The organism is Hephaestia caeni (genome assembly GCF_003550065.1).
In the GTDB taxonomy this organism is placed as follows: Bacteria; Pseudomonadota; Alphaproteobacteria; order Sphingomonadales; family Sphingomonadaceae; genus Sphingomonas; species Sphingomonas caeni_A.
This window is the reverse complement of the sequence record NZ_QXDC01000004.1, coordinates 559,760-581,166: the sequence shown is the minus strand read 5'-3', so window position 1 is coordinate 581,166 and position 21,407 is coordinate 559,760. Positions and strand designations below refer to the sequence as shown.

Sequence of the window (21,407 nt, the reverse complement as noted above, 5' to 3'; positions counted from 1 at the left end):
GCAACGCCGCGCCGGAAGTTGCGCGCGCGGCGCCCAAAGCCCTGTCACTCGGCGCGACGCCGGGCTAGGAACCGCCAATGAAGTGCGGGTTCGGGCGACACGGCGCGGTGTTGGGCGCCGCTTCCTTGTGCGTCGTCCTGGCGTCGCCGGCGCGCGCCCAGAGCACGCCCGAGCCGCAGGCCGAAACGGCAATCCCTCCCGGCAGCGGGGCGCCGCAACCGGTGCCGCTCGATCCCGACGCGCCGCTCGCGCCGTTGCCGGGGCTCGGCGTCGACTGGCCCGACCTCTCGCTCGCGCCCGAGGAAGTGACTGCCGACACCGGCCAGACCAGCGAGATCGCCAGCGAGATGCGCTACGGCTTCGCGATCGAGGGGCTCGACGCTGCCGCAACGCCGCTGCTGCGCCAGCGCTTCGACGAACTCTCGACGCTGAAGGCGCATGACGGCGATCCCGCCAACGCCGCGCAGCTCGACCGGCGCGCGCGCGAGGATGCCGAATTGCTCACCACGCTGCTGCGCGGGCAGGGCTATTATGATGCGCAGGTGACGACGGGAATCGGCCGCCGCGACGGCAAGCTGCTCGTCACGCTCACCGCCGATCCGGGCGCGCTCTATCATTTCGCGGACGTGACGCTCGACGGCGTGCTCGCGGCCGGCGGCAAGGCCGACGCGCTGCGTTATGCCTTCGGGGTGAAAACGGGCGATGCGGTCGATGCCGACGCGATCGCGACCGGCACCGCGGACTTGCGCACCGCGATCGGGCATGAAGGCTTTCCCTTCGCGCAGGTCGACGAACCCGCAATCGTCGTCGATCACGCGACACGGACGGCGACGCTCGACCTGTCGGTCATCCCCGGCGGCGCGCGGCGCTTCGGCGTCATCACCACGCCCGAGGGCAGTATCTTCGACGGCCGGCATATCCAGGATATCGCGCGCTTCGACCCCGGCGATCGCTATGACGCGACCGACGTCGACGACCTCCACCGCGCGCTGATCCAGACCGGGCTGGTGTCGTCGGCCGATATCAAGCCCGTGCAGGGGAGCACGCCCGACACGGTCGATCTCGCGATCACGATGGCGCCCGCGCCGCCGCGCACGATCGCGGGCGAGCTGGGCTACGGCACCGGCGAAGGCGTGCGCGCAGAGGCGAGCTGGACGCACCGCAACCTGTTCCCGCCCGAGGGCGCGCTGACGCTGCGCGGGGTGCTCGGCACGCGCGAACAGCTCGGCAATATCGTCTTGCGCCGCAACAATTTCCACGCGCGCGACCGCGTGCTCACCGCGCAGGTCGCGCTCGCGCATACCGAGCGCAATGCCTACGACGCGCGCACCTTCTCGCTGTCGGGCACGCTCGAGCGGCAGAGCACGATCTTCTACCAGAAGGCATGGACCTGGTCGGTCGGTGCCGAACTGGTCGCGACCGACGAGCGCGACGTGATCCTCTCGACCGGCGCGCCGCGGCGGCGGACCTATTTCATCGGCGCGCTGCCGGGGACGCTGGGCTATGACGGGTCGGACGACCTGCTCAATCCGACGCGGGGCTTTCGCGTTTCGGGGCGGCTGTCGCCCGAACTGTCGCTGTCGGGGCAGGCGTTCGGCTATGCGCGCACGCAGGTGGACGCGAGCGCGTATCAGCCGGTTTCGGACGGCGTGGTGCTCGCCGGACGGGTGCGGCTGGGGACGATCGTGGGCGCGCCGCGCGACGCGATCGCGCCGTCGCGGCGCTTCTATGCCGGTGGCGGCGGATCGGTACGCGGCTACGGCTATCAGGACATCGGCCCGCGCGACCCCAATAACGATCCGATCGGCGGGCGCAGCCTGACCGAATTCTCGATCGAGGCGCGGGTGAAGGCGTTCGGCAATTTCGGCGTGGTGCCGTTCCTCGACGCGGGCAATATCTACACCTCGCCGCTGCCCAAATTCTCGCATCTGCGCTTCGGCACCGGACTGGGCGTGCGCTATTATTCGAGCTTCGGGCCGATCCGCGTCGATGTCGGGACGCCGATCAACCCGCAGAAAGGCGATCCGCGCATCGCCGTCTACGTCTCGCTGGGGCAGGCGTTTTGAGCGACGACGACGATCTTGCGCCCGAACAGGAGGCGCCGACCGCGCGGCCGCGGCGGCGCTGGGGGCGGTGGCTGGCGGCGGCGTTCGCGGCGCTGCTGGTGCTCGTCGGCGCGGTCGCCTGGATGATCGACACCGATGTCGGGCACCGGCTGATCACCGACAAGGTGGGCGAATTGCGGCCCAAGAGCGGGCTGAGGTTCACGATCGGGCGGATCGACGGATCGATCTATACCAAGGCGACATTGGTCGACGTGCGCGTCTACGACCCGGAAGGGCTGGTGTTCGCGGCGCCGCGCGCTGAGCTCGACTGGCGGCCGTTCGCGTGGTTTTCGAACAAGCTGGTCATCAACCGGCTGGTCGTGCCGAGGGCGACGCTCGCCAAATTGCCCAAGACGCGGCCCTCGGGCGAGAACAAGCCGATCCTGCCGGGGTTCGACGTGCATATCGGCGAATTGCGGATCGACCGGCTGGCGGTGGCGCCGGCGGTGACCGGGATCGCGCGATCGGGGCGAGTGGAGGCGCGCGCCGACATCGCCTCGGGCCGCGCACGCGTGGCGCTCGCCGCGGTGATCGAGGGCAGCGATCACTTGCGCATGACGCTCGACGCTGAGCCCAGCCGCGACCGTTTCGATCTCGACGTGCAGGCGAGAGGGAGCAAGGACGGCGTGCTCGCGCGGCTGAGTGGCATCCGGCATCCGCTCGCGCTGACGGTGGCGGGCGACGGGCGCTGGGCGATGTGGCGCGGCAGCGCGGTGGCGACCGCGAGCGATACGCGCGTGATCGATCTCGCGCTCACCAACCGCAGCGGGCATTATACGCTGTCGGGCACGCTTGCGCCGCATCTGATCACCCACGGCAAGCTGCAACGGCTCACCGATCCGCGCGTCGAGGTGAATGGCGACGCGACCTACGCCAACCGCCGGGTGGAAGGCGCGCTGTCGCTGCGCTCGTCGGCGCTGGCGGTGGATACGACCGGCGTGATCGACCTCGCCCGCAGCGCGTATCGCAACGTGCGCATCCGCGCGCGGCTGCTCAAGCCGCCGGCGCTGTTTCCCAACATGACCGCGCGCAACATGGAGCTTCGCGCGATCCTCGACGGCGCGTTCGGCACCGCGAGCTTCGACTATCGCCTGACCGCCGATCGCTTCGCGTTCGACAATACCGGGTTCGAAGGCGCGCGCGCGGCGGGCAAGGGGCGGCTTTCCAAGGCGCCGATCACGGTGCCGGTGGCGTTCAGCGCCGCGCGGGTGACGGGGGTGGGCGATGTCGCGGGCGGCATCCTGCGCAACCTGTCGCTGTCGGGCGCGCTCAAGGTGACGAGCGCCTTTTTGACCGGAAACGACCTCAAGCTCGCCTCGGACAAGCTCAACGGGCGGATCGATCTGCTGCTCGATCTCAGGACCGGGCGGTATCAGGTCAATCTCAACGGCGGTATGCGGCGATACCTGATCCCCGGACTGGGCGTGGTCGATGTGACGTCGCGGTTGCAGGCGGTGCCGGGGCCGGGCGGGCACGGGACGCGGCTGGTAGGGACGGGGACCGCGCAGATGGTGCGGCTCGACAATGCGTTCTTCGCGAGCCTCGCCGGCGGGCTGCCGAAGATCGTCACGCGGCTCGAACGTGGGCCGGATCTGGTGCTCCATTTCACCGATCTGGTGCTGACCGCGCCCGATATCCGTATTACCGGGAGCGGTATCCGGCGGCGCGACGGCAGTTTCCATTTCGAGGGACGCGGGGTGCAGCGCACCTATGGGCCGTTCACGATTGTGCTCGACGGGCAGATCGATCACCCGACGCTCGACCTCCATTTCGACGCACCCAACGCGACGCTGGGGCTGAAGGACGTGACCGCGCATCTCGACCCCACCGCGCAGGGGTTCGATTATACCGCCAGGGGGCAATCGCGACTGGGGCCGTTCACGAGCCACGGCGCGATCCTGCTGCCGCCGGGCGGGCAGGGCCGGATCGCGATCGCCGCGCTCGACGTCAGCGGCACGCACGCGTCGGGCGCGCTCGATATCGTGACGGGCGGGTTCGCCGGCGCGCTCGACGTGGCGGGCGGGGGCTTCACCGGCGCGCTGCGTTTCCGGCCCGAGGGCGACGACCAGCGGATCGAGGGGCATCTCGATTTCGCGCGCGCGCGGCTCGGCGCGGCGACGCTCAGGCGCGGCAAGCTCGATTTCGTGACCGTGCTCGATCCGGCCGGCACCACGATCCAGGCGAATGCGACCGGGATCGGGCTGCGGCAGGGGCCGCTGACGATCGGGCGATTCGCCGCAAAGGCGTCGCTCAAGGGCGGCACCGGCGAGGTGCGCGCGTCGATCTCTGGATCGCGAGGCCGCGCGTTCGCGATCCAGACGGTGACGCAGGTGACCCCCGATCGCTACACGATCCGCGCCGAGGGGACGGTCGATCGGCGCGATCTCACGCTGCTGACGCCGGCGGTGGTGACGCGCGAGGGCGAGGGCTGGCGGCTGGCGAAGACGCGGCTTTCGTTCGCGGGCGGCGAGGCGGAGGTCGGCGGGCATGTCGGCGGCGATGCGGTGGCGATCGACGCCAAGCTCGCACGGTTGCCGCTGTCGATCCTCGACATCGGGTTCCCCGGGCTCGGGCTCGGCGGCAGCGCCTCGGGCACGGTGAGCTACGCGGTGCGCGGCGGCGGGGCACCGACGGGCAAGATGGACCTGACGGTGCGCGGACTGAGCCGATCGGGGCTGGTGCTCACCTCGCGGCCGGTCGATCTCGGCATCGCCGCCGTGCTCGACGCCGACAAGGCCGCCGCGCGCGCGGTGGTGGCAAGCGGCGGGCGGACGATCGGGCGCGCGCAGATGCGGCTGTCGCCGCTGGCGAGCGGGGGGCTGGCCGATCGGCTGATGAATGCGCCGCTGTTCGCGCAGCTTCGCTATGCCGGGCCGGCCGATACCTTGTGGCGGCTGACGGGGGTGGAACTGTTCGATCTTTCCGGCCCGGTCTCGATCGCCGCCGACGCGACCGGGCGGCTCGCCGATCCGCGCATCCAGGGCGTGGTCGATGCCAATGGCGCGCGGCTCGAAAGCGGCACCACCGGCACCGTCGTCACCAATCTGCGCGCGCACGGCGCGTTCAACGGCTCGCGGCTGGTGCTGAACCAGTTCACGGGGACGGCGGGCAAGGGCAGCGTCTCAGGCTCGGGCGCGTTCGATTTCGCCGCCGCCAACGGCTTCGGCATCGACGTCAAGCTGGCGGCGGACCATGCGGTGCTGATCGACCGTGACGATATCGGCGCCACCGTCACCGGGCCGCTGCGCTTCGTCTCGAACGGATCGGGCGGGACGATCTCGGGCGATGTCGCGGTCAATGAGAGCCGCTATCGGCTCGGCCGCGCGACCGCGGCGACCGCGGTGCCGCAGCTCAACATCAAGGAGATCAACCTGCCCGGCGGTGGCGAGGAGGACGAAGCGCCGACCAAACCGTGGACGCTCGATGTCCATGCGAAAATGAAGAACCGCCTGATGGTGACGGGGCTGGGGCTCGACAGCGAATGGTCCGCCGACCTCCAGATCGGCGGCGCCCCCGACAATCCCGCGATCACGGGCCGGGCCGACCTGATCCGCGGCGATTACGAATTCGCGGGCCGCGAGTTCGAGCTGGATCGCGGGATCATCCGCTTTGCCGGCGAAGCGCCCGCCAACCCGGCGCTCGATATCTCCGCCAACGCCAGCGAGACCGGGCTCAACGCGACGATCCACGTCACCGGCAACGCGCAGAAGCCCGAAATCTCGTTCACCTCGATTCCGGCGCTGCCCGAGGACGAATTGATGTCACGATTGCTGTTCGGCACCTCGATCACCAATCTGTCGGCGCCCGAGGCGCTCCAGCTCGCCGCCGCGGTGGCGGCGTTGCAGGACGGCGGCAGCGGGATCAACCCGATCAACGCCTTCCGCCGTGCGGTGGGGCTCGACCGGCTGCGCATCCTGCCCGCCGACCCGCAGACCGGTCAGGGCACCTCGATCGCGGCGGGCAAATATATCACCCGGCGGCTGTTCGCCGAGATCATCACCGACGGGCAGGGCTATTCGGCGACGCAGGTCGAGTTCCAGGTGACGCGCTGGCTGTCGCTCTTGTCGAGCATCTCGACGCTGGGGCGGCAGAGTGCCAACGTGCGGGTGTCGAAGGATTATTGAGGGCGGGGGGTGCGCCAATTTTCTTCCGTCACCCCGGACTTGTTCCGGGGTCCAACGTGCCTCAAACGCTACCGCTCGTGGAGGGTTGGATGCCGGAACAAGTCCGGCATGACGGATTACCGTTCCGCCGCCAGCATCGCCGCGCGCGATATGAGACCGATCAGGCGGCCTTCGGCGAGCGCGGCGTCGGGGTTGTTCCACGTGCCGCTGAGGGCGTACCAGCCGCCGCTTTTGGCGTGGAGCAAGAGCGTCATGTCGAGCACGCCGGGCTCCGAACCGCCCTTGTAACCGACATAGGCCCAATGCGCAGCGGTGTCGGCGGGGATGCCGGGGTTGAGCCCAAGGATGCGGCGCGCCTCGGCCGCCGGGCCGGTTTCGGTGTGGCGCCGCAGCCAATCCATCACGCGCGCGAGATCGGCGGGGCTGGCGTACCATTCGATACCCAGCCGATTGGGCTTGTTGTCCTGGAACAGGCCGGCGGGGATCGCCGCGATCGGCGCCGGGGCGACTTTCTCCGCGAGCAGTTTGCGGCGGCCCTTGTCGTCGAGCGTCAGCCATTGGTCGCCGAGTTTGCCGCCGTCGACGCCCTTCAGTTTGAACATATCGAGCGTCGAGAGGAACGGGCGCATCCCCGACTGGTCCTTGATCCCGACCACGGGCAGCATCGCCTCCACCTTGTCGCGCCCGAGCGTGTGGAGGAGGATATCGGTGGCGCTGTTGTCGCTGACCGAGATCATCTTCGTCGCGAGATCGCGCAGCGTGGCGATCGTGCCCTTGGCCTTGTCGGCGTAGAAGCCGCCGGGCAGATCGCCGCCGTCGAGCGTGATCGGATCGTCCCAATGGCGCTTTCCGCCTGCGATCTCGCGCACCAGTTCGGCAAGGATCACGAGCTTGAACGCCGAGCCGATCGCGAGCGGCCGATCGGGCTCGATCGCGGCGATCGGGGGCGCATCGGGGGTGTCGAGCCGGGTGAGGATGAAGCCGGTCTTGCCCGGCAGCGCGCGGATCGCGGCCGCGACCTCGTCGATCGATTGTTCGCCGGTCTGCGTGCCCGTGAGGCGCAGGCCGATAAAGCGGTGCGGCGCCTCGGGCTGAACCGCGAACTTGAGCGTGAGCGTGCCTTTTTCGTAGGCGACCGTGGCATCGGCGGCGTGCGCGGCGATCGGGCTCAGCGTCGCGACCTTTTCCGCGCGGCCGAGCATCTGCGTCACCTGCGCGAGCGTTGCGCGCAATTGCGGCTCGCTCACCTGCGCCAGAAATTCGGGCGCGAACGCCGCGGGCACGTCGCCGCCGCCGTTGAGCAGCGGGATGAGATCGGCGGCGCGCTGGTCGAGGGTGGCGGTGTCTTCGGCGGCGGCGGCGGGCGGCTGTGCGGCCTGTTGCGCGGTCGCGGCGACGGGCATGAGCATGGCGGCGAGGGTGGCTGCCAGAACGACGCGCCTTAAAGGAGAGCCGTTCACCCTGAGCTTGTCGAAGGGCCGCCCTTGCTTCCGTGCCGGAGCAAGGAAGAACGGTGCTTCGACAGGCTCAGCACGAACGGGGTGTGGGTGGTGACCGCGCGTTATCCGGCGCATCCTCTCCTCCTTCTGTGCACCGCGCCCCGCTAATCAGGCGTCGATCGCCTCCTCGTCGAGCCGTGCGGCGTTTTCCTGGATGAAGGCGAAGCGGTGCGCGGGGTTGTTGCCCATCAGGCGATCGACCAGATCCTTGACGCCCGCGCGCTCCTCATATTCCTGCGGCAGCGTGATGCGGATCAGGCTGCGTGTCGCCGGGTCCATCGTGGTTTCCTTGAGTTGGCCGGGGTTCATCTCGCCGAGCCCCTTGAAGCGCGCGACCTCGACCTTCCTGCCCTTGAACGGCCCCGCTTCGATTTGCGCGCGGTGCGCGTCGTCGCGCGCGTAAAGGCTCTTGCCGCCCGCCGTCAGCCGATAGAGCGGCGGTTGCGCGAGATAGAGATGCCCCTGGCGCACCAGTTCGGGCATTTCCTGGAAAAAGAAGGTCATCAGCAGCGTCGCGATATGCGCGCCGTCGACATCGGCGTCGGTCATGATGACGATGCGTTCGTAGCGCAGGTTGTCGGGCACGCAATCCTTGCGCGTGCCGCAACCGAGCGCCTGGATCAGATCGGCGATCTCCTGATTGGCAAGGATCTTGGCGGCGGTGGCGCTGGCGACGTTGAGGATCTTGCCGCGGATGGGGAGGATCGCCTGGCGTTTGCGGTCGCGCGCCTGCTTGGCCGAGCCGCCCGCCGAATCGCCCTCGACGATGAAGATCTCGGTATCGGCGGGATCGTCGGCCGAGCAATCGGTGAGCTTGCCGGGGAGACGCAGCTTGCGCGACGAGGTCGCGGTCTTGCGCTTGACCTCGCGTTCCTGCTTGCGGCGCAGGCGCTCCTCCATGCGCTCGAGCACATAGCCGAGCAGCGCGCGGCCGCGATCCATATTATCGGTGAGGAAATGGTCGAAATGATCGCGCACGGCCTTTTCGACGAGGCCTGTCGCCTCGGGCGAGGTCAGCCGGTCCTTGGTCTGGCTCTGGAATTGCGGATCGCGGATGAACACCGAGAGCATCAGCTCCGATCCCGTCATCACATCGTCGGCGGACAGATCCTTGGCCTTTTTCTGCCCCGTCAGATCGCCGAAGGCGCGCAGCGCCCGCACCAGTGCGGCGCGCAGCCCCGCCTCGTGCGTGCCGCCATCGGGGGTGGGGATCGTGTTGCAATACCACGAATAACTGCCGTCCGAATAAAGCGGCCAGCCGATCGCCCATTCGACGCGGCCCTGTTCGTCGGGGAAATCCTGCGCGCCCGAAAAGAAGTCCGCGGTCGCGCACGGGCGGTCGCCGACCTGTTCCTTGAGGTAGTCGGCGAGGCCGCCGGGAAACTGGAATACCGCCTCGGCCGGGATGTCCTCGACGATCAGTTCGGGCGCGCATTTCCAGCGGATCTCGACGCCCGCGAACAGATACGCCTTCGAACGCGCGAGCCGATAGAGCCGCGCGGGCTTGAACTGGAGGTTGGGGCCGAAAATCTCGACATCGGGGACGAAGCTAACCGAGGTGCCGCGCCGGTTGGGGGTGGGGCCGAGCTTTTCGAGCGAGCCCAGCGTCACCCCGCGCGAGAAGGACTGGCGATACAGCTCGCGGTTGCGCGCGACCTCGACCACGGTTTCCGACGACAGCGCGTTGACGACGCTGACGCCGACGCCGTGGAGCCCGCCCGAGGTCGCATAGGCCTTGCCGGCGAACTTGCCGCCCGAATGGAGCATCGACATGATGACTTCGAGCGCGGACTTGTCGGGGAATTTGGGGTGCGGATCGACGGGCATCCCGCGGCCGTTATCGACGATCGTGAGGCGGTTGCTGGGCTCGAGCGTCACTTCGATCCGGCTGGCGTGGCCTGCGACCGCTTCGTCCATCGCATTGTCGAGCACCTCGGCGGCGAGGTGGTGCAGCGCGCGTTCGTCGGTGCCGCCGACGTACATGCCGGGGCGGCGCCGGACCGGCTCGAGCCCTTCCAATACCTCGATCGACGAGGCGTCGTAATCACCGGTGGCGGGGGGCGGGGAAGCGAACAGGTCGTCGGACATGCCGACGCTATACGGGCGGGGGAGTCGGGCGCGCAAGCGGGGGTGGGGTATGGATTTATCAACGCGGCGCGCATACATTCGCGTAATGGCGGATACGTCCGATCTGACCTACGAGCTGCTCAAGCGGATGCACGCCGAATTCGGCGACTTCCGGCGCGACCTTGCGTCGATCAAGATGCGGCTGGGTTCGGTCGAGCAACAACTCGCCACCGTGGTCGGCGATATCGGCCGGATCAATGTCGAACTGGACGCGATTCGCGACGATGTGTCGCGCATCAAGCGTCGTCTCGACCTCGCCGAAGCATAAGCGGTCTCACGCCACCAGGCGTGCGATGCCGCATTTTGCGCCGGTCACGCGCAGGTCGGCTTCGCCGTAGTGCACGCCCGCCGCGCCGGTGACGAGGTTGACGAGGCCGTCGACCGTCGGGGCGAGCAGGTTGAGCTGCCCCCCGACCGCGCCGAGCACCGGCCCCACCGGCAGCGGGAGGCCGGCCAATACCGGCGTCAGCGTCACGTTATGCGCGAGCGATTGCGCGACGCCGCCGACCGCGCTGCCGCTTTCGACCGATTTGGGCGTGCCGCCGGCGATGTCGGCTTCCTCGAAGCGCACCGATTGCCATTGCTCGGCGGCGCCGAGATCGATGTCGGCGCGTGCCTCGATGTCGAGCAGCAGCGTATCGAGCACCTTCGCCGGATGGAGCGCGACGGGCGTGGTGAAATCGTCGAGCTGCGCAGGATCGATCTGCGCGATCGCGGCGTGGCCGGGGTTGGTGCGCGCGCCCAGCGTGACGGTGCGTGCGTCGGGCGCGGGGCAATCGATCGCGTCGAGCCGCGCCTCGGCGCTCGCCAGTTCGACGAACAGCGGCAGGCGGATGCTGGCGAGGCCGCCGAGACCGGGCAGCGCGGCAGTGCCCGCGGCTGCCTCGACATAGAGGCGCGCTTGGGCGGTGCGCACGACCGGGGCGCCGGTATCGCCGATCGCGATCCACGGCGATTGCTTCTCGGGCTCGCCGAGCGCGATCGTCACGCGGGTGGTCGCGAGCCCCGCGACCGCGCCGCCGAGATCGAGCCGGATGCGGCGCTCGGCGCTCGACCGTTCGAGCAGCGTCGAGATGAGGGACAGCGCGTTGATGCGCGCGAAGCCCTCCGGCCCCGCATTCGCGCCGCCGAGCGGACCGAGATCGATCAGGCGATCGAGCGGCATCGTCGCATCGCCGACCTGTGTCGCGAGCGTGCGCAGCGCCTCGGCGGCGGCCGAATCGCGAGTCACGCTCGCGGCGGCGGCAAGCGCGTCGCCAACCGAGACCGAAGTGCCGAGCAGTTCGTCATAGCTGCCCGCCGAGACATGCGCCTGCGTGCGCAGCGCATCGAGCCAGGCGAACAGATCGACATCGGCGTCGGCGAGCGCGCGATAATCGAGCACCTTGAGCGAGATGCTCGATCCGGTGAGTCCCGAGAGCAGCGCGTTGAGCACGCCGCCGTCGATCGACGCCAGCCGGCTGCCGATCGCGAAGCTCGCCATGCGCGTCTGTGCGGCGGTTGCCGAACGTCGGATCGTGATCGCGTGGGCACCGAAGATCCTGCCGAAATAGGTCGGTGTGGCGGCGGTGAGTGTCACCCGGGCAGCGTCGGCGGGCATCGCCCCGGCGGTGTAGCGTTCGGCCACGGGCACCGTCGCATCGGCACGATAGCGGCCGGGGACGGCGGCGATATCGACCGTGACGGCGAGCCCGGCGGCGGCGACCGCGCGCTCGGCGGCAGCATGGGCGTGCGCGGGATCGGTGGCGGCGGCGAGCGCGGCGGCGTCCGCCACCCCTTGCAGCTTGCGCGTCGCGAGCGTGGCGCTGCCGACATCGACGGCAAGCGCGGCGGCGCCGATCGCGACCGGCATCGCCAGCGCGACGATCATGCCGACCCCGGCGCGCGTATCCCGGACAAGCACCCGCGTCATGCCCCGGCCCCCGGCGCCAGCACCGCGGCGGTGCGCGCGATCTGCGACGACGGCATCGGCACCAGCGGAAACCGGATCAGCCGCGCCCCGGCATCGACGGTGACGCTGACCGCGATCGTCGCGCCCTGTTCGTGGACGGCGACCTGCATCGCCTCGACATCGATCTCGGGATTGATCGCGGCGGCGGCATCCGCGGCGTCAACCGCGAGCCGGCTGCGTTCGTCGGAGGTCAGCCCGCCGATCGTCGCGCGCGCGGCGTCGTTGGCGATCTGCTGAACGCTGTGCGCGATGAGGAAATACTGGCCGTAGCAGACCAGCCCGAGCAGCAATGTGACGAGCAGCGGCAGCACCAGCGCCATCTCGACGATCACCGCGCCGCGGCTGTCGGTTTTCAGGACGACGGGTGTTGAACATGAACCGTTCGCCCCCGGATCATGTCCGGGGCAGGCTCTGAGCTTGTCGAAGGGCCGTTCTGCCTTTCGAGCCGGGTCGAAGAAAAACGGTGCTTCGACAGGCTCAGCACGAACGGGGCGGGAGCGATCCCGATTTGCCAGAGTCGATCGACGCCGCAGAAAGAGCGGGGTCTCGACAGCCCCGGATCCGGTCCGGGGACGAACGGGCAGCGGGTGAGGTCGCCACGTCAGTGGCTCAAACGCCGGCGATCGCTTGTGGTGGTGCATGACATGCCTCCCGAGGGATCACATCATCGCAAGCGCGCGCTTAGGGCCGCGCGAAGCCGGCGAATCGCCGAATTACGTAATGTGCGCGGTCGTTATCGCGCCGCCGCCGGCCGGATTGCCGCCGGGCGGGGCCGTCCCGCGCAATTTGCGTGGTTCAGCGCGAGCGCGGGCCGCCGAAGGGGAGCGGGGGCGGCGGACGGCGATCGCGGCGCGGGAGCTGCGCCTGATAGGCGTGGCCGCAATGCGCGACGCAATACGGGAAGCCCGGGTTCACCGGCTGGCCGCAAAAGTGGAAATCGGGCTCGCCGGGATGGCCGATCGGCCATTTGCAGATGCGGTCGTTCAGATCGAGCAGAGTCGTCTTGCCCGCGATCTCGGGGCTCGGGCGCGCGGGCACCAGCCGGCGCGGCGGCGCGGGCGTGGCGGGGGGCTGCTGCTCGCCCGGCGACTGGCGGACGAAGCCGCCGGGACCGATCGAGCGCAGCACGACCCTGAGCTCGGCGGTCGCGGCCGGCGCGGGGGCGGCGGCAGGCGCAGGGCTGGGTGCCGGGGCAGGCGCAGGTGGGGGGGGAGGCGCTGCCTTGACGGGTTTCGATTCGACCGGCGGCCTGGGCGCGGGCTTCGGCGCCGCCTTGGGGGTATCGTCGTCATTGGGCTTGACCGGCGACGGGCGCGATTGAAGCCCCAGCCGGTGCGCCTTGCCGATGACGGCGTTGCGGCTGACCCCGCCGAGCGCCTCGGCGATCTGGCTCGCGGTCATTCCCTTTTCCCACATCGCCTTGAGCGTATCGATGCGTTCGTCGGTCCAGGCCATGTCGGTCCTTTAAAATCCTTTGCCGGGTTGCGGGCGGCGGCGGCAGCGATTACGCGATCGCAGCATGAGCAGCCAGCCCCCTTTCGGCGAAATCCAGTCGGCGGTGGCGAATGCCCCCGGCGTGCCCGTGATCAGGAACGTCAATTGGGGCGGGCTTCGCACGCTCTATGTGAAGGAGGTGCGGCGGTTCTTCAAGGTCCAGCTCCAGACGATCTGGGCGCCGGCGATCACGACGCTCCTTTATCTCATCATTTTTACCGTCGCTTTGGGCGGACGCGGGCGGGCGCAGGTGATGGGCGTGCCGTTCGGCGACTTCATCGCGCCGGGGCTGATCGTGATGGGGATGCTCCAGAACGCATTCGCCAATGCGAGCTTCTCGCTGCTGGTCGGCAAGATCCAGGGGACGATCGTCGATTACCTCCAGCCGCCGCTGTCGACATCGGAATTGCTGGCGGGAATCGCGGGCGGCGCGGTGACGCGCGCGTTCTGCGTCGGCGGCGCGGTGTGGCTGGCGATGGCGCTGTGGCCGGGCATCGACGTGACGCCGCATCATCTGTGGGCGATCCTGTGGTTCGGCTTCCTCGGGTCGCTGTTCCTGTCGTTCCTCGGGGTGCTGACCTCGATCTGGGCGGAGAAGTTCGATCATGCCGCCGCGGTGACCAATTTCGTTGTCGCGCCGCTCGCCTTGCTGTCGGGCACCTTCTATTCGGTCGATCGGCTGGCGCCCGCCTTCCGCGCGATCAGCCATCTCAATCCGTTCTTCTACATCATCTCGGGCTTCCGGTATGGCTTCCTGGGGGTGGCGGATTCGCCGATCGCGATCGGATCGGCGCTCGTGCTCGCGATCAACGTCGCGCTCGGTTTGCTGTGCTACATGCTGCTGAGAAGGGGCTGGAAGCTCAAGAGCTGAACCCGATCGTCATGCCGGGCTGGTTCCGGCATCCAACGAGCCTCGAGCGATAGCGTTCGCGGAGGGTTGGACCCCGGAACAGGTCCGGGGTGACGGGTTCTTTGATGGTGTTGCGCCGTCCTCTCGCCAGTCCTAGAAGCGCGGCAGGGCGGCCGTCCGGGCCGTCCTTTGCTTTTTGAATCAGGAGGCCCTTGCGATGACCATCACGCCGCTCATGCCCGTCTACCCGCGGTGCGACGTGCGGCCGGTGCGAGGCGAGGGTGTCTATCTGATTGCCGACGACGGCCGCCGCTTTCTCGATTTCGCGAGCGGGATCGCGGTCAACGCGCTCGGCCACAGCCATCCGCATCTGATCGGCGCGATCCAGAAACAGGCCGAGACGCTGATGCACGTCTCGAACATGTACGGCAGCCCACAAGGCGAGCATCTGGCGCAGCGGCTCGTCGACACCACGTTTGCCGATACGGTGTTCTTCACCAATTCGGGGGCCGAGGCGGTCGAATGCGCGATCAAGACCGCGCGGCGGTATCACTATGCCAACGGCAATCCCGAGCGGCACGACCTGATCACCTTCAACATGGCGTTCCACGGCCGCACGATCGGGACGATCTCGGCGACCAATCAGGCCAAGCTGCGCGACGGTTTCGATCCGCTGCTGCCGGGCTTCAAATATGCCGAGTTCAACGATCTTGAGGGCGCGCTGGCGCTGATCGACGAGCATACCGCCGGTTTCCTCGTCGAGCCGATACAGGGCGAGGGCGGGATCCGCCCCGCGACTGACGCCTTCCTGAAAGGCTTGCGCAAGGCGTGCGACGACCACGGGCTGCTGCTGGTGCTCGACGAGGTGCAATGCGGCTATGGCCGCACCGGCAAGTTCTTCGCGCACGAACTCTACGGGATCACCCCCGATATCATGGCGGTCGCCAAGGGGATCGGCGGCGGCTTTCCGCTCGGCGCGTGCCTTGCGACCGAGGATGCGGCCAAGGGCATGGTGTTCGGCACGCACGGCTCGACCTATGGCGGCAATCCGCTGGCGATGGCGGCGGGCGAGGCGGTGCTCGACGTGATCCTCGAACCCGGTTTCCTCGATCATGTCGCGGCGATGGGCGAGCGGCTGCGCGCGAGCCTGGAACAGCTCATCCCCAATCACGACGCGCTGTTCGAGAGCGTGCGCGGGCGCGGGCTGATGCAGGGATTGAAGCTCAAGCACCCGAGCCGCGATTTCGTGGCCCATTTGCGCGATCATCACGGGCTGCTGACGGTCGCGGCGGGTGACAACACGGTACGGCTGCTGCCGCCCTACGTGATCGAGGAAGCGCATATCGCCGAGGCGATCGAGAAGCTGTCGGAAGGGGCACGGACCTATGTGCCGCCCAGCGATGATTGAGGCCAACCTGATCCTCCCCGAGCTTGCTCGGGGAGGGGGACCAGCGAAGCTGGTGGAGGGGTTTGACAGAGGGCGCGCTCGCCCCTCCACCAACGGCCTGCGGCCGTCGGTCCCCCTCCCCGAGGCGAGCTTGGGGAGGAACTGATGCGCCATTTCCTCTCGCTTTCGGATGCCGGGCCGGATGGTGTCGCCGCGATGCTGGCCGATGCGATCGATCGCAAGGCGGCGCGAGTCGCCTGGCCCAAGGGCAAGGCCGATGCGGATGCGCCGCTTGCCGGGCATGTGCTCGCGATGGTGTTCGAGAAGAATTCGACGCGCACCCGTGTCAGCTTCGACATGGCGATGCGCCAATTGGGCGGCTCGGCGCTGGTGCTCGACGCCGCGACCAGCCAGCTCGGGCGCGGCGAGACCGTGGCCGATACCGCGCGCGTGCTCTCGGGCTATTGCGACGCGATCATGGTGCGCACCGACGATCACGCGAAGATCGAGGAAATGGCCGAATACGCCTCGGTGCCGGTGATCAACGGCCTGACCGACGCATCGCATCCGTGCCAGATCATGGCCGATCTGCTGACGATCATCGAAAGCGGCAAGCAGCTTCCCGGCCTCAAGGTCGCGTGGCTGGGCGACGGCAACAACGTGCTCGCCTCGATCATGGAAGCGGCGGGCCTGATGCAGTTCGACGTCGTCGCGGCGTGCCCGCAAGGCTATCAGCCGTCCGAGGCCGATCTCGCGCTGGGGCAGGGCCGCGCGCGCTGCGTCGGCAATGCGCGCGAGGCGGTGGATGGCGCCGATGTGATCGTCACCGATACCTGGATCTCGATGGGGCAGGATCACGCCGACACCAAGCTTGCGGCGATGATGCCGTTTCAGGTGACGGCGGACCTGATGGCGGGAGCGAAGCAGGACGCGGCGTTCCTCCATTGCCTGCCCGCGCATCGCGGCGAGGAAGTGACCGCCGAGGTGATCGACGGGCCGCGATCGCTGATCTGGAGAGAGGCAGAGAACCGGCTCCACGCGCAGAAATCGGTGCTGCGCTGGTGCTTCGGGCAATTGGGGTGAGTTGCGGCGCGAGACGCGCGCTCCTATCTCCCGGCCTTGCCCCATAACCCCGTTCGCCCTGAGCTTGTCGAAGGGCCGTTCTTCTTCCGGCCGGCGAAGACAGAGCGGGGCTTCGACAAGCTCAGCCCGAACGGTGTTTCCTGATGTATGAGAGCACGACAACTCCCGATCTCGACCGCGCGCTCGGCTTCGCGATTCCGGGCAAGCATGCGCGCGGGCGGCTGGTGCGGCTCGGGCCGGTGCTCGACGAGGTACTGGCGGCGCACGCCTATCCGCCGGCGATCGAGGCGCTACTCGCTGAGGCGTTGACGCTGGCCGCGCTGATCGGCTCGACGCTCAAGGATGCGGGCGGGCAATTGACGATGCAGGCGCAGTCCGACAGCGGCCCGGTGCAATTGCTGGTGTGCGACTATCGCGGCGGCGAGGTGCGCGGCTATGTCCAGTTCGATGCCGAGCGGCTGGCCGAGATGCCGGCCGATCCGACGCTGTTCGCGCTGTTCGGCACGGGCTATCTCGCCGTCACGTTCGATCAGGCGCTGACCGGCGAGCGCTATCAGGGGATCGTGCCGCTCGACGGCGACACGCTGGCCGATGCCGTCGAGCGCTATTTCATCCAGTCCGAACAGATCCCGACGCTGGTGCGCCTCGGCATGGAGCGCGGGGCTGGCGGGTGCCGCGCGGGCGGGCTATTCCTCCAGCATCTGCCCGAGGGTGAGGAAGGGCGCGAGCGGCTCCATACCCGGCTCGACCATCCCGAATGGGAGCATGTCGCGGTGCTGGCGCAGACGATGGGGATCGACGAGCTTGCCGATGCGGGCGTGCCGCTGGAGACGCTGGTGTGGCGGCTGTTCAACGAGGAGGACGAGGTGCGCCTGCTCGGCGCGACGCCGCTGGTGCGCGGGTGCCGCTGCACGCCCGACTATATCGCGCAGGTGCTCGCCAAATTCCCGCCCGCGGAACAGCGCGAGATGGCCGATGAGAACGGCGTCATCAGCGTCGATTGCGCGTTCTGCGCGCGGAGTTTCCCGGTTGCGGCGGCCGCCGCCTGAGCCGGGCTTGTTAACCGTGGGTTTACCCTGGTGGTGCTAGAGGTGTTCGCGTGTCATTTGTGGGCACGCTTTTCTCCCTAGATGGTCCGCGAGGACTGGACTGGGCCGCTCTCAAAGGCGGCCCTCTTTTTGTATGGGGTGGCGCGAGGGCGCACCGCATCGAGATTGCGCTTCGCGCGTCCGGCTCCTAGGGCACGGAGCGTTCAACCTGACCCGTTCGCCCTGAGCTTGTCGAAGGGCCGTTCTTGCTTCCGCACTGGGGCAAAGAAGAACGGTGCTTCGACAACCCCGGATCAAGTCCGGGGACGAACGGGTTGTGGGTGGTGAGGCCGATTGTCGGCACAAGGCTTTAGCGAAACGGACCATGCCAACAGATTCCCCATTTGCCGTCGCGCTCGTCTCGGGCGGGCTCGATTCGATGGTCGCCGCCGCCCGCGCCAAAGAGGACGGGTATCGCCTGCTCGCGCTGTCGATCGACTATAACCAGCGCCACCAGGTCGAGCTTGCCGCGGCGCACCGGATCGCGGGGATGCTCGGGGCCGAACGGCACGTCGTGCTGACGCTCGACCTGTCGGCGTTCGGCGGGTCGGCGCTCACCGCCGACATCGCGGTGCCCAAGGGGGGCGTGGGCGCCGACATCCCGATCACTTACGTGCCCGCGCGCAACACGATCTTCCTCAGCCTCGCGCTCGGCTGGGCCGAGGCGGCGGGTGCGCGCGACCTCTATATCGGCGTCAACGCGCTCGATTATTCGGGCTATCCCGATTGCCGGGCCGAATTCATCACCGCGTTCGAGGAGATGGCGGCGCTGGCGACCAAGGCGGGGGTCGAGGGCGATCGCTTCGTGGTCCACACCCCGCTTCAGCACCTGAGCAAGGCGGATATCGTCCGCGAGGCCGCGCGGCTGGGGCTCGACGCGGGGCTGAGCTGGTCGTGCTACGATCCGGCGCTGGGGAACCGGCACTGCGGGCTGTGTGATAGCTGCCGGCTGCGCGCCAAGGGCTTCGCGGAGGCCGGATTGCCCGATCCGACCGTCTACGCGGCCGTGCCCTGAGGCGACGGCCGATGACCTATGCCGTCAAGGAAATGTTCCTGACGCTCCAGGGTGAGGGCGTGCAGTGCGGGCGTCGGGCGGTGTTCGTGCGCTTCGCCGGGTGCAATTTGTGGTCAGGGCGCGAACAGGACCGCGCGACCGCGGTGTGCCGCTTCTGCGACACCGATTTCGTGGGGACGGACGGCGCGGGTGGCGGCAAATTCGCTGAGGCGGCCGGCCTCGCTGCCGCCGTCGAGGGTTTCTGGGGCGCGGCGGACGCGCATCGTTTCGTCGTGCTCACCGGGGGCGAGCCGATGTTGCAGGTCGACGACGCGCTGGTCGCGGCGCTCCACGCGCGCGGTTTCGCGATCGCGATCGAGACCAACGGCACGCTGCCCGTGCATCCCGCGATCGACTGGGTGTGCGTCAGCCCCAAGGCGGGCAGCGACGTCGTTCAGCGCGTGGGCGACGAATTGAAGCTGGTCTGGCCGCAGGACGGGATCGATCCGGCTGCGCTGGAGGGATGGGATTTCCGCCATTTCCTGATCCAGCCCAAGGACGATCCCCACGCCGTCGCCAATCGCCAGGCGGCGATCGCGCTGGTGCTCGATCGCCCACGCTGGCGGCTGTCGACGCAGACGCACAAGGTGCTGGGGCTGCGATAGCGAAAACCGTCACCCCGGAACAAGTCCGGGGTGACGGCATCGGAGTGGTCTACCGCTGCGCCAGCGAGGTTCTGGCGCCGGGGGCGGGATAGGGGAGCCCGCATCGTTTGGTGTTCCACAGATCCTTCTTGGTCCAGCAATTCTCGTCGAAGCGCGGCAGTCGCGGCGGGCCGACGAAAATCCGGCTGGGGAAGCGTTGCTCGCCCCAGGGCACGAGGCTGTTGTGCAGTTCCCGCATGCGATCGAGCGCGACGTCGCCCATCGCCCCGCGCGGCGCATAGATCACGTCGCGGCCGATCGACGACATCGTCTGGCAGAAGATATATTGCGCCGAGACGGTCGAGAAGCTCGAATAGATGACGGTGCTGAAATGATCGAGCGCCAATTGCCCCTGGCGCTTGTTCTTGCCGTTGGTGCGGACGAAATAGGCGAGCAGCGTATCGAGCGACGCCGCCAGCTCGGCCTTGTGATCCTTGAGCATCGCATTGTAGTTCGTTCGCGTCAGCAGCGTCGGTTCGAACTCGCACTGGAGCGCTGCGACGTTCATCGCCGCGCGCAACGTCCACACCATTTCGGCGCGCAATTCGGCCGGCGTCGCGCCCGGCAATGCCTGGCCGATCCCCGGCTCGTCGCCCACCACGCGCGGGCCGCTCAGGTCGCGCGACTGGAAGAAGAACTGCGCCGAAGCCGGCGTGGCCGAAAAGATCATGATCGCCGCAGCCGCCGCGGTCAGTATCCGTAACATGCTCATCGTTCCTCGTCCTGGCCGTTGCGGCCGAATCTAGAAGAATCGGGCACGCGGCCCAAGCTCTTTCTGCCCCAATTCGAAACGGCGATCGCATCCGGCGGCGCGCCGTGCCTTCTTTCGCATCCGAATCGAAAGGGCCGCCCGATCGCTCGGACGGCCCCTCAATCGCGTGGCGCTGCCGTGGCAGCGGCCGGTGCGATCGCGATGATTACATCGCGTTGGCGGTGGCGTCGGCCGCATTCGCCGCTGCGTCGGTGGCCGCCGCTTCGTTGACGAGGGCCGCGTCGTTGGCGAGCGCGGTGTCGTTGCCCAACGTGCCGTCAACCGCGGTCATGTTGTCGGTCATGGTGCCCATGTCGTCCGTCATGTTCATGTCGGTGACGAGGGTGTTGTCGGTGGTCGTCTCGGTCTTGTCGCCGCAGGCCGACACCGCGAGAGCGGCACCGGCGACCATCGTACCGATAACCAGCTTGGAAAGGATTGCACGCATTTGTAGCTCCCTAATTGGTGGATTTGGACGGCCGTGGCGGCCCTTAATACCCAAACCGGCGTGGACATTAGTCGGATATGGGGCGCCCCTCAAGTCTCGTTTTATCGCGCTTGTCCGAGGGACTCGATGAACGGGCCGGTGTGCAACGCCAGAGCGGCGTCGAAAGTTGCAAAATCGGCCGTTTTCCCGAGTTTCGCGACGCTGGTGACCGGATAATCGGGCAATCCGCACGGCACGATGCCGCCGAAATGCGCCAGATCCGGGGCGATATTCACCGAAAAGCCGTGCAGCGTCACCCATTTGCGCACGCGCACGCCGATCGCGCCGATCTTGGCCTCTTCGCCGCCGTCGCGCGTCCAGATGCCGATCCGATCGGGCACCGGATAGGCCGCGATCCCGATCCGGGACAAAGCGGCGATCACCCAGTTTTCCAGCGCATGGACGTAGGTGCGCACGTCGCGCCCCCTTCGTCCCAGATCGAGCACGACATAGCCGATCCGCTGGCCGGGGCCGTGATAGGTGTATTTGCCGCCGCGCCCCGTCTTGTGCACCGGAAAGCGCGGATCGAGCAGGTCGGCGGGGTCGGCACTGGTGCCCGCGGTGTAGATCGGCGGGTGTTCGAGCAGCCAGACCAGCTCGTGCGCCTCGCCCGCGAGCACCGCGGCGGCGCGCGCCTCCATCGTCGCGACGGCTTCCTCGTAAGGCACCGGCGCGTCGGCGATCCGCCATTCGATGTCGGGAAGGGGCGAGTCCACGCGCTGCTCCTTGCCGCTTCCACAGGAATGGATCAACCGCTAGAGCA

The 21,407-nt window shown here is 68.4% G+C and carries 17 protein-coding genes; 9 read left to right on the top strand and 8 right to left on the bottom strand.

The window, feature by feature from the left end; translation table 11 throughout:
* Positions 1-77 precede the first annotated feature (77 nt).
* Both DFR49_RS17330 and DFR49_RS17325 read left to right on the top strand, forming a co-directional pair.
* Positions 78-2,066 carry an autotransporter assembly complex protein TamA gene (locus tag DFR49_RS17330; protein ID WP_119036919.1) on the top strand — a complete coding sequence of 663 codons (1,989 nt, stop codon included), beginning with the start codon at positions 78-80 and terminating at the stop codon, positions 2,064-2,066.
* Positions 2,063-6,229, top strand: a complete 4,167-nt coding sequence (locus DFR49_RS17325) for a translocation/assembly module TamB domain-containing protein (RefSeq protein ID WP_425454956.1) — start codon at positions 2,063-2,065, stop codon at positions 6,227-6,229. The genes DFR49_RS17330 and DFR49_RS17325 overlap by 4 nt, the downstream gene beginning before the upstream one ends.
* A 116-nt stretch (positions 6,230-6,345) precedes the next feature.
* On the opposite strand, the gene DFR49_RS17320 is transcribed toward DFR49_RS17325, so the two are convergent.
* On the bottom strand, positions 6,346-7,638 hold the full coding sequence (locus DFR49_RS17320) for a serine hydrolase (protein ID WP_170151045.1): 1,293 nt from the start codon (positions 7,636-7,638) through the stop codon (positions 6,346-6,348).
* A gap of 198 nt (positions 7,639-7,836) precedes the next feature.
* Positions 7,837-9,816 carry a DNA topoisomerase IV subunit B gene (gene parE, locus DFR49_RS17315; RefSeq protein WP_119036917.1) on the bottom strand — a complete coding sequence of 660 codons (1,980 nt, stop codon included), beginning with the start codon at positions 9,814-9,816 and terminating at the stop codon, positions 7,837-7,839.
* An 85-nt stretch (positions 9,817-9,901) separates the two neighbouring features.
* On the opposite strand from parE, the gene DFR49_RS17310 reads away from it, so the two are divergent.
* Positions 9,902-10,123: a hypothetical protein gene (locus DFR49_RS17310; protein ID WP_119036916.1), complete on the top strand. Its 222-nt coding sequence runs from the start codon at positions 9,902-9,904 to the stop codon at positions 10,121-10,123.
* A 6-nt stretch (positions 10,124-10,129) separates the two neighbouring features.
* On the opposite strand, the gene DFR49_RS17305 is transcribed toward DFR49_RS17310, so the two are convergent.
* From DFR49_RS17305 to DFR49_RS17295, 3 genes are all read right to left on the bottom strand, one after another.
* A complete protein-coding gene (locus DFR49_RS17305; protein ID WP_119036915.1) occupies positions 10,130-11,767 on the bottom strand; it encodes a pilus assembly protein TadG-related protein in 1,638 nt (545 codons plus the stop codon).
* Positions 11,764-12,138 (bottom strand): TadE/TadG family type IV pilus assembly protein, encoded by a 375-nt coding sequence (locus DFR49_RS22280; RefSeq protein ID WP_245968615.1) that lies wholly within the window; start codon positions 12,136-12,138, stop codon positions 11,764-11,766. The genes DFR49_RS17305 and DFR49_RS22280 overlap by 4 nt, the downstream gene beginning before the upstream one ends.
* 463 nt (positions 12,139-12,601) lie before the next feature.
* Positions 12,602-13,261 (bottom strand): GcrA family cell cycle regulator, encoded by a 660-nt coding sequence (locus DFR49_RS17295; protein WP_119036913.1) that lies wholly within the window; start codon positions 13,259-13,261, stop codon positions 12,602-12,604.
* A gap of 64 nt (positions 13,262-13,325) precedes the next feature.
* Between DFR49_RS17295 and DFR49_RS17290 the strand changes: the two genes are divergently transcribed.
* The 6 genes from DFR49_RS17290 to queE all read left to right on the top strand — a co-directional run bounded on the left by DFR49_RS17290 (position 13,326) and on the right by queE (position 19,367).
* Entirely contained in the window at positions 13,326-14,171 is an 846-nt protein-coding gene (locus DFR49_RS17290) for an ABC transporter permease (protein WP_119036912.1), read from the top strand.
* A gap of 196 nt (positions 14,172-14,367) precedes the next feature.
* Positions 14,368-15,558, top strand: coding sequence for an aspartate aminotransferase family protein (locus DFR49_RS17285; RefSeq protein ID WP_119036911.1), 1,191 nt, complete (start codon positions 14,368-14,370; stop codon positions 15,556-15,558).
* 144 nt (positions 15,559-15,702) lie between these two features.
* Entirely contained in the window at positions 15,703-16,620 is a 918-nt protein-coding gene (gene argF, locus DFR49_RS17280; RefSeq protein ID WP_119036910.1) for an ornithine carbamoyltransferase, read from the top strand.
* Positions 16,621-16,763: 143 nt separating this feature from the next.
* A complete protein-coding gene (gene hslO / locus DFR49_RS17275; RefSeq protein WP_119036909.1) occupies positions 16,764-17,669 on the top strand; it encodes an Hsp33 family molecular chaperone HslO in 906 nt (301 codons plus the stop codon).
* A 364-nt stretch (positions 17,670-18,033) separates the two neighbouring features.
* Complete coding sequence (queC, locus tag DFR49_RS17270) at positions 18,034-18,723, top strand: 7-cyano-7-deazaguanine synthase QueC (protein ID WP_119036908.1); 690 nt, start codon at positions 18,034-18,036, stop codon at positions 18,721-18,723.
* Positions 18,724-18,734: 11 nt separating this feature from the next.
* Positions 18,735-19,367 (top strand): 7-carboxy-7-deazaguanine synthase, encoded by a 633-nt coding sequence (queE, locus tag DFR49_RS17265; protein WP_119036907.1) that lies wholly within the window; start codon positions 18,735-18,737, stop codon positions 19,365-19,367.
* Positions 19,368-19,416: 49 nt separating this feature from the next.
* Here the strand turns inward: queE and DFR49_RS17260 are convergent, their stop codons facing one another.
* From DFR49_RS17260 to lipB, 3 genes are all read right to left on the bottom strand, one after another.
* Positions 19,417-20,118, bottom strand: a complete 702-nt coding sequence (locus tag DFR49_RS17260) for a hypothetical protein (protein WP_119036906.1) — start codon at positions 20,116-20,118, stop codon at positions 19,417-19,419.
* Between the two features lie 205 nt (positions 20,119-20,323).
* Entirely contained in the window at positions 20,324-20,605 is a 282-nt protein-coding gene (locus tag DFR49_RS17255; protein ID WP_245968614.1) for a hypothetical protein, read from the bottom strand.
* Between the two features lie 101 nt (positions 20,606-20,706).
* The gene (gene lipB, locus DFR49_RS17250; RefSeq protein WP_119036905.1) at positions 20,707-21,360 is read right to left on the bottom strand and encodes a lipoyl(octanoyl) transferase LipB; all 654 of its coding nucleotides are present in this window, start codon (positions 21,358-21,360) and stop codon (positions 20,707-20,709) included.
* Positions 21,361-21,407: the final 47 nt, after the last annotated feature.

What these genes read in the sequence shown, in the direction of transcription:
- parE (WP_119036917.1), bottom strand. Translation starts at nt 9,816, where the DNA reads ATGTCCGACGACCTGTTCGCTTCCCCGCCCCCCGCCACCGGTGATTAC.
- DFR49_RS17320 (WP_170151045.1), bottom strand. Translation starts at nt 7,638, where the DNA reads ATGCTCATGCCCGTCGCCGCGACCGCGCAACAGGCCGCACAGCCGCCC.
- queE (WP_119036907.1), top strand. Translation starts at nt 18,735, where the DNA reads ATGACCTATGCCGTCAAGGAAATGTTCCTGACGCTCCAGGGTGAGGGC.
- DFR49_RS17330 (WP_119036919.1), top strand. Translation starts at nt 78, where the DNA reads ATGAAGTGCGGGTTCGGGCGACACGGCGCGGTGTTGGGCGCCGCTTCC.
- DFR49_RS17310 (WP_119036916.1), top strand. Translation starts at nt 9,902, where the DNA reads ATGGCGGATACGTCCGATCTGACCTACGAGCTGCTCAAGCGGATGCAC.
- argF (WP_119036910.1), top strand. Translation starts at nt 15,703, where the DNA reads ATGCGCCATTTCCTCTCGCTTTCGGATGCCGGGCCGGATGGTGTCGCC.
- DFR49_RS17290 (WP_119036912.1), top strand. Translation starts at nt 13,326, where the DNA reads ATGAGCAGCCAGCCCCCTTTCGGCGAAATCCAGTCGGCGGTGGCGAAT.
- hslO (WP_119036909.1), top strand. Translation starts at nt 16,764, where the DNA reads ATGTATGAGAGCACGACAACTCCCGATCTCGACCGCGCGCTCGGCTTC.
- DFR49_RS17295 (WP_119036913.1), bottom strand. Translation starts at nt 13,261, where the DNA reads ATGGCCTGGACCGACGAACGCATCGATACGCTCAAGGCGATGTGGGAA.
- DFR49_RS17305 (WP_119036915.1), bottom strand. Translation starts at nt 11,767, where the DNA reads ATGACGCGGGTGCTTGTCCGGGATACGCGCGCCGGGGTCGGCATGATC.
- DFR49_RS17285 (WP_119036911.1), top strand. Translation starts at nt 14,368, where the DNA reads ATGACCATCACGCCGCTCATGCCCGTCTACCCGCGGTGCGACGTGCGG.
- queC (WP_119036908.1), top strand. Translation starts at nt 18,034, where the DNA reads ATGCCAACAGATTCCCCATTTGCCGTCGCGCTCGTCTCGGGCGGGCTC.
- DFR49_RS17260 (WP_119036906.1), bottom strand. Translation starts at nt 20,118, where the DNA reads ATGAGCATGTTACGGATACTGACCGCGGCGGCTGCGGCGATCATGATC.
- DFR49_RS17255 (WP_245968614.1), bottom strand. Translation starts at nt 20,605, where the DNA reads ATGCGTGCAATCCTTTCCAAGCTGGTTATCGGTACGATGGTCGCCGGT.